Raw genomic sequence first — 6865 nt, forward strand, 5'->3', positions numbered from 1 at the left:
GAACCCGTTTGCCAAAGGCGTCGCCCTGATAGCTGAACGCCAGTTCCGCACCCTCGGCATGCAGCGCCTTGGCGATGCCCCATGCGATCGAGCGGTCATTGGCAACGCCCATGACCAGCCCGCGTTTACCCGTCATCAACTCGGCCATGCTGTATTACCCTTGGTATTTGCTCATCAGCAGCGTGGCGTTGGTGCCACCAAAGCCAAAGCTGTTCGACAGAACGCTGTCCAGTTCGACATTCTCGCGCAGCTCGGTCACGATCTCGCCGTCGTGGATTTCGGGGTCCAGTTCGGTGATGTTGGCCGAGGCCGCGATGAAATTGCCCTGCATCATCAGCAGCGAATAGATCGCCTCATGCACGCCGGTCGCGCCCAGGCTGTGCCCGGTCAGCGACTTGGTCGAGGCGATCGGCGGCGTGTTGCCTTCGCCAAAGGCCCGGCGCACGGCCTTGATCTCGGTGACGTCGCCCGCCGGGGTCGAGGTGCCATGGGCGTTGATGTAATCGACGTGGCGGCCTTCGGGCAGGGTGCTCAGCGCCAGTTTCATCGAGCGCTCGCCGCCCTCGCCCGAGGGCGCGACCATGTCGTGACCGTCCGAGGTGGCACCGTAACCGGTGACTTCGGCATAGATCTTGGCGCCGCGCGCCAGCGCGTGTTGCAGTTCCTCAAGAACCACCACACCACCGCCGCCGGCAATCACGAACCCGTCGCGCGTGGCGTCGAACGGCCGCGAGGCGGTTTGCGGCGTGTCATTGTATTTCGACGACATGGCGCCCATCGCGTCAAAGAGGCAGGACAGGGTCCAATCCACCTCTTCGCCGCCCCCGGCAAAGACGATGTCCTGTTTGCCCATCTGGATCTGTTCGACACCATTGCCGATGCAATGGGCGCTGGTCGAGCAGGCCGAGGTGATCGAATAGTTGATGCCCTTGATCTTGAACGGCGTCGCCAGACAGGCCGAGTTGGTCGAGGACATGCAGCGCGTCACCATGAACGGCCCCATGCGTTTCGGGCTGCCCTTGGAGATGACCGCATCGAAGGCGGCAAAGAAGTTCGAGGTCGACGGACCGCCCGAGCCCATGATCAGGCCGGTGCGCTCGTTCGAGACATCGCTGTCTTCCAGCCCGGAATCGGCAATCGCCTGTTGCATGGCCAAAAAGTTATAGGCCGCCCCCGGACCCATAAAGCGCAGCTGGCGCTTGTCGATTTCCGCGGTCAGGTCGATCTGCGGAATACCGGCGATCTGACTGCGAAAGCCGTTCTTGGCATAGGTCTCTTCGGCGATGATCCCCGAGCGACCGGCGCGCAGGCTTGCTTCGACCTCGGCGGTATTGTTGCCGATCGGTGAAATGATCCCCATACCGGTGATAACGACACGGCGCATAGGCGCACTCCCTTTGTTTCAGGGGTCAGCTCTCGGAAAGAGCGACCTTCATATCCTTGACCAGATAGATGACTTCACCATCCGCTTCGACGCGGCCATCGGCCACGCCCATCGTCAGGCGGCGGGTTTGCACCGCCTTGGTGAAATCGACGTAATAGGTCAGCATCTTGCGGTCGGGGCGGACCATGCCGGTCAGCTTGACCTCGCCCACACCCAAAGCATAGCCGCGACCCTGCCAGCCACGCCACCCCAGATTGAATCCGGTCAACTGCCACAGGCCATCAAGGCCAAGACAGCCGGGCATGATCGGGTTGCCGGGAAAGTGGCAGTCAAAGAACCAGAGGTCAGGGGTGATATCAAATTCCGCCACGACGTGACCCTTGCCATGCGGTCCGCCATCGCTGCTGATGTCGGTGATCCGATCCATCATCAGCATCGGCGGCGCCGGCAACTGTGCATTCCCGGGGCCGAACAATTCGCCCCGCGAACATTTCAGAAGGTCTTCCTTGTCAAAACTTGTTGGAAAATCGGCCATTCAGGCGCGCCCCTTTCGTGTCCCCTGTTGTTAACTTCACCGTGTAGCACCCTGCTTTACGGCCATGCAATAGTCAGCAGGGACAAGCGGGAACATCAGCGCCTAGGGGAATTCCATTGAAACAGGACCGCCTGGCGCCGTATATATGCAGGGAAAGCTTAGGGATGGCCCATGATGACACCGATTGCCCTTGAACGCGGAACCAGCTGGCTGGGGACGGTCGGGCTGCGTCCGACGCGGCAAAGGCTGTCGCTGGCGGCGCTTCTGATCGGCGATGGTCAGGACCGCCACGTCACCGCCGAAAGCCTGTTCGCGCTGGCCGATGAGGCGGGCGAGAAAGTGTCGCTGGCCACGGTCTATAACACCCTGCGCACCTTCTGCGATGCCGGGCTGATGCAAGAGATCATCGTTGATGGTTCGAAAAGCTATTTCGACACCAACACCGGCGATCACCCGCATTTCTATTGGGAAGACGACGGTCGCCTGACCGATGCCCCGGCCGATCAGTTGCAGATTACCGGCCTGCCGAAAGCCCCCGCAGGGGCCGAGGTTTCCCGGGTCGAGATCGTGATCCGTCTGCGCCGCCGCTAAGGCCCGCGCTTAGAACCACTGGCCCGGCTCCATCAGGCCCAGATCCAGCAATTGTTGCGACGTCCAGTCGAACGGCACCGAGTTGTGCCATGTGAACCGGTGAATATCAAAGGTCGATCCGGCGTTTGATTTCAACGCTTTCGCGGTGCGGAACGAACAGACCGCTGCGGTCAGGTTGTGATGCCACTTGCAGGAATAGGTATTATATTCCTCGTCGTTGAACGTGTAATCCGGCCGCAAAACCAGCCCCGGCTTGGCCCGGAACAGCGAAATCCGGTCGATCTTGCGGCGCTTGGGCGGGATATGTTCCTCGAACCGCCAGCGCAGCCCGCCGTGGAAATTCAATTGCCGCTCTTTCGGGTGGTTCTGGTTTGCGGGGTCCGGTCGGGCCAGCGCGTAATAACCGGACCGGTCCAGTTGGGCATGTTCCAGCGACACCGCGTTCGGAAACCGGTCCAGATCGTCGGCATAAAGATCGATCACATAGGTCAGCATCGCGTCGCGGCGTTCTTCGGTGTGAAAGGCCAGCATCTCGCCGATGGTGCGGTGCTCGCAAAACGGAAAGAACAGATATTCGGCGTTATAGCAGTAATACAGCCACTGCCCCGGCGCGGCGGCGATCACCTGATTGACCGCATCCAGCAAGGCGCCGGGCTGATGCACGTCCATCGTTACCAGATGCACCTTGGCGTCGATATCCTTGGGCAGGGTCAGCTCGGGCGGGGCAAAGACCACCAGCGCGTGGAACCCGTGTTCCAAATGATGGCGCAGGGTGGTATCGACCTCGACCAGATCCTCGACAAGGATCAGCCCGACCGGCCCCTTGGCCAGCACGCTTTTGCCATTGATCAGAAAATCCGAAAGCCCCGAGAACTTCATACCGCCGCCATATCGCGTGAACTGCTGCCTTGGCGCAAAACTCATGCATATCGGGGTGTATTGCAAGCGTTGCGGGCCGGGCCGGTTTTCTATAGGACGCAGGGCCAAGACAAGGGGCGCGACCATGGCCGATCCGAAAAAGCTGTTTATCAAAACCTATGGCTGTCAGATGAACGTCTATGACAGCGAGCGCATGGCCGAGGCCATGGGCGGTTCGGGCTATATCGCCACCGACACGCCTGAAGACGCGGACATGATCCTGCTGAACACTTGTCACATCCGCGAAAAGGCCGCCGAAAAGGTCTATTCCGAACTGGGCCGGTTTCGGGGGCTGAAGGATGCCAACCCCGATCTGAAGATCGGCGTGGCCGGCTGTGTCGCGCAGGCCGAGGGCGACGAGATCATGCGCCGCCAGCCGCTGGTCGATCTGGTGGTAGGGCCGCAAAGCTATCACCGCCTGCCGGCGATGGAGGCCAGAACCCGCGCGGGGGAAAAGGTGCTGGATACCGATTTCCCCGAAGAGGACAAATTCGAAAAGCTGCAAAGCCGCCCCAAGGCCAGCCGTGGCCCGACGGCATTTCTGACGGTTCAGGAAGGCTGTGATAAATTCTGCGCCTTCTGCGTGGTGCCCTATACCCGCGGGGCCGAGGTCTCGCGTCCCGGTGACCGGGTGATGAGCGAAGCGCGCGATCTGGTGTCGCGCGGCGTGCGCGAGATCACGCTTCTGGGTCAGAACGTCAACGCCTATCACGGGCAAGGCACTGATGGCGGCGATTGGGGTCTGGCGCGGCTGATCCGCGAGTTGGCCGAAATCGACGGTCTGGACCGCATCCGCTATACCACCTCGCACCCGAACGACATGGAGGACGATCTGATCGCCGCCCATGGCGATTGTGCCAAGCTGATGCCCTATCTGCACCTGCCGGTTCAGTCGGGCAGCGACCGCATCCTGAAACGGATGAACCGCAGCCACACCGCCGACAGCTATCTGCGGCTGATCGAGCGTATCCGCACGGTGCGGCCCGACATCCTGTTGTCAGGCGATTTCATCGTCGGCTTCCCTGAAGAGACCGACGAGGATTTCGAGGCGACGATGCGGTTGGTCGAAGAGGTGCGCTATGGCCAGTGCTACAGCTTCAAATACTCGACCCGGCCCGGCACTCCGGCGGCCGAGCGGCCGCAGCTGCCCGAGGAGGTGAAATCCGAGCGTTTGCAACGTCTGCAAGCGTTGCTCAGCCAGCAGCAGGCCGAAATTCAGGACAGCATGGTGGGCCGCGAGGTCAACGTCCTGTTCGAAAAGAAAGGCCGCCTGCCGGGGCAACTGATTGGAAAATCGGATTATCTTCACGCGGTTTACACGCAGGCGCCCGAAAGCCTGTTGGGTCAGATCGCGCGGGTCAGAATCACCGCCTCGTCCAGCAACTCGTTGGCGGGTGCTTTGGTCGGCGTCTGATCGGGCCAACAGAATCGGCTTTGCCACAAAATCGCCTAAATGCGAAATCTGGAGACAATTGGTCCGGCTCTAGCGGAATGTTTCGCAACGCGACACAATATGTGGTAAAACTTCCTTCACAACTATACGAAATTTGCTAAGATTCAAAAGATCATAGGGATTGGTGGTGCGCCGCAGGCCTTTTGCGCGCCTACCGAAAGGGCAAAGGACGAGAGCTGTGGTAACGAGGATTTTCAAAACAGTCGGGGCCTGTCTGGGCAGCGTTCTTGCGCTGACCCTGATGTTGGGCCTGACAACCGGTATGGCGCAAGCCAAAGAGATCAAGGGTGAACGCTATGTCCCGACGATCTGGGTCGATCCCGATGGCTGCGAACATTGGGTGATGGACGACGGTTGGGAGGGCTATATGACCCCCCACGTCACGCGCGACGGGATCCCCGTTTGCCGCCGCGGCAATACCTGCGGAGTGATGGCGGCGGATCAACTGTTTACCACCGATCAATCCTATATCACCCCGGCGGGTCAGGCCCGGTTGCAGGAATTCTTCCGCAGTGCGACCGCCACCGCCTTTGTCATCGTCGGTCACACGGACTCGCGCGCGTCGGACGCCTATAACATGGGCCTGAGCCAGCGCCGGGCCACTTCTGTCGCCAAGGTGGCGCGAAGCGTGGGCGCCAATGTGGTCGATGTGCGCGGCTATGGCGAGCGCGCGCCGATCGCCCCGAACACCACTGCCGCCGGCATGGCCAAGAACCGCCGCGTCGAAATTCTTTGTATTCGTTAAGGGGCTGGACATGAAACTTGTAAAGGGAATCGCCCTGGTCGCCGCAGCCGCCGCATTGGCGGGTTGCATTGATGCGCCCAAGAAGGACAAAACCGTCGATAACTGGATCGACAACAAGGATCTCAGCCAGTTGCGTGCCGGGATCTGGGTTGACCCGACCGGCTGTGATCAGTGGATCATCGACGATGGCGCCGAGGGCTATCTGTCTGCGCGGCTTGATAAATACGGCAAACCGGTCTGTTCGGGCGTCGCGCCGCCGAACACCGCAATCGGCCCGTATAAATCCGGCTCGTCCATTCCGGATCCGGTCTGAACCAGACCCGCAATTCGCACAAAAAAGGACCGTGATCGCATCCGATCACGGTCTTTTTTGTTTCATTTTGGTGAAGACGTGCGACCAGTGCTTGCGTAATTGCCCTTAGCTTGCCACCATATCTATGCAGGCTATAGAGAACGGAGTCGTTTTGGGCATTAGCGCACTCACACCCCCGCCCAGCGCCGAAGACGTCCACGAGACGCTTCTGGAGTTTCCGGACAATCGGCTATTGATCGACCTATGCGGCGAATTCGACCGCAATCTGGCTCAGATCGAACACGCCCTTTCTGTTCACATCATCCGACGCGGCAATCTGTTGGCCGTGGTCGGCGACGGCACCGCCCGAGGGCGCGCGGCCATGGTGTTGCAACAGATGTATGCACGGCTTGAGACCGGCAAGGGCGTCGAAGCCGGCGACATCGACGGTATCCTCAGAATGGGAAATTCCGCCGATGGCACCGGGGTTCGTGATGGCGACCAGATGGAGCTGTTCCAAGGCGGCCAGACCGAGATCAAGACCCGCAAGAAAACCGTTGAACCGCGCACTGACGCGCAAAAGGCCTATGTGAAGGCGCTGTTCGAGCATGAACTGGCCTTTGGCATCGGCCCGGCGGGCACCGGCAAGACCTATCTGGCGGTGGCGGTGGGCGTGAACATGTTCATCGGCGGCCATGTCGACCGCATCATCCTGTCCCGCCCCGCCGTTGAAGCGGGCGAGCGTCTGGGCTTTCTGCCCGGTGACATGAAGGACAAGGTCGATCCCTATATGCAGCCGCTTTACGACGCGCTGAACGACTTTCTGCCCGGCAAGCAGGTCGCCAAGCTGATCGAGGAAAAGCGCATCGAGATCGCGCCGCTGGCGTTTATGCGCGGCCGCACCCTGTCGAACGCCTTTGTGGTGCTGGACGAAGCGCAGAACGCCA

9 protein-coding genes are annotated in these 6865 nt (G+C 60.6%); 5 read left to right on the forward strand and 4 right to left on the reverse strand.

Annotated features, from left to right (window positions below; genetic code table 11):
• The 3 genes from ABYW26_RS08280 to fabA all read right to left on the reverse strand — a co-directional run.
• A partial coding sequence (locus ABYW26_RS08280) for an SDR family oxidoreductase (protein ID WP_372604304.1) occupies window positions 1-148 on the reverse strand: 148 nt, incomplete at its 3' end.
• A 6-nt stretch (window positions 149-154) separates the two neighbouring features.
• On the reverse strand, window positions 155-1384 hold the full coding sequence (gene fabB, locus ABYW26_RS08285) for a beta-ketoacyl-ACP synthase I (RefSeq protein ID WP_372604297.1): 1230 nt from the start codon (window positions 1382-1384) through the stop codon (window positions 155-157).
• Window positions 1385-1409: 25 nt separating this feature from the next.
• Complete coding sequence (gene fabA, locus ABYW26_RS08290) at window positions 1410-1919, reverse strand: bifunctional 3-hydroxydecanoyl-ACP dehydratase/trans-2-decenoyl-ACP isomerase (protein WP_372604298.1); 510 nt, start codon at window positions 1917-1919, stop codon at window positions 1410-1412.
• A 174-nt stretch (window positions 1920-2093) separates the two neighbouring features.
• Between fabA and irrA the strand changes: the two genes are divergently transcribed.
• Entirely contained in the window at window positions 2094-2510 is a 417-nt protein-coding gene (gene irrA / locus ABYW26_RS08295; RefSeq protein WP_372604299.1) for an iron response transcriptional regulator IrrA, read from the forward strand.
• Between the two features lie 9 nt (window positions 2511-2519).
• Here the strand turns inward: irrA and ABYW26_RS08300 are convergent, their stop codons facing one another.
• Window positions 2520-3389, reverse strand: coding sequence for a hypothetical protein (locus tag ABYW26_RS08300; RefSeq protein WP_372604300.1), 870 nt, complete (start codon window positions 3387-3389; stop codon window positions 2520-2522).
• 124 nt (window positions 3390-3513) lie between these two features.
• Between ABYW26_RS08300 and miaB the strand changes: the two genes are divergently transcribed.
• The 4 genes from miaB to ABYW26_RS08320 all read left to right on the forward strand — a co-directional run.
• Entirely contained in the window at window positions 3514-4842 is a 1329-nt protein-coding gene (gene miaB / locus ABYW26_RS08305) for a tRNA (N6-isopentenyl adenosine(37)-C2)-methylthiotransferase MiaB (protein WP_372604301.1), read from the forward strand.
• Window positions 4843-5122: 280 nt separating this feature from the next.
• Window positions 5123-5626 (forward strand): OmpA family protein, encoded by a 504-nt coding sequence (locus ABYW26_RS08310; RefSeq protein WP_372604305.1) that lies wholly within the window; start codon window positions 5123-5125, stop codon window positions 5624-5626.
• A gap of 10 nt (window positions 5627-5636) precedes the next feature.
• A complete protein-coding gene (locus ABYW26_RS08315) occupies window positions 5637-5939 on the forward strand; it encodes a hypothetical protein (RefSeq protein WP_372604302.1) in 303 nt (100 codons plus the stop codon).
• 151 nt (window positions 5940-6090) lie between these two features.
• Window positions 6091-6865, forward strand: a 775-nt coding sequence (locus tag ABYW26_RS08320) for a PhoH family protein (RefSeq protein ID WP_372604303.1), incomplete at its 3' end; no start/stop codon positions are given.

This window comes from Actibacterium sp., assembly GCF_041584535.1.
Taxonomy (GTDB): Bacteria; Pseudomonadota; Alphaproteobacteria; order Rhodobacterales; family Rhodobacteraceae; genus Actibacterium_D.

Coding starts and splice junctions, on each gene's coding strand:
- ABYW26_RS08300 (WP_372604300.1), bottom strand. CDS start 3,389: ATGAAGTTCTCGGGGCTTTCGGATTTTCTGATCAATGGCAAAAGCGTG.
- ABYW26_RS08310 (WP_372604305.1), top strand. CDS start 5,123: ATGTTGGGCCTGACAACCGGTATGGCGCAAGCCAAAGAGATCAAGGGT.
- miaB (WP_372604301.1), top strand. CDS start 3,514: ATGGCCGATCCGAAAAAGCTGTTTATCAAAACCTATGGCTGTCAGATG.
- fabB (WP_372604297.1), bottom strand. CDS start 1,384: ATGCGCCGTGTCGTTATCACCGGTATGGGGATCATTTCACCGATCGGC.
- irrA (WP_372604299.1), top strand. CDS start 2,094: ATGACACCGATTGCCCTTGAACGCGGAACCAGCTGGCTGGGGACGGTC.
- fabA (WP_372604298.1), bottom strand. CDS start 1,919: ATGGCCGATTTTCCAACAAGTTTTGACAAGGAAGACCTTCTGAAATGT.
- ABYW26_RS08315 (WP_372604302.1), top strand. CDS start 5,637: ATGAAACTTGTAAAGGGAATCGCCCTGGTCGCCGCAGCCGCCGCATTG.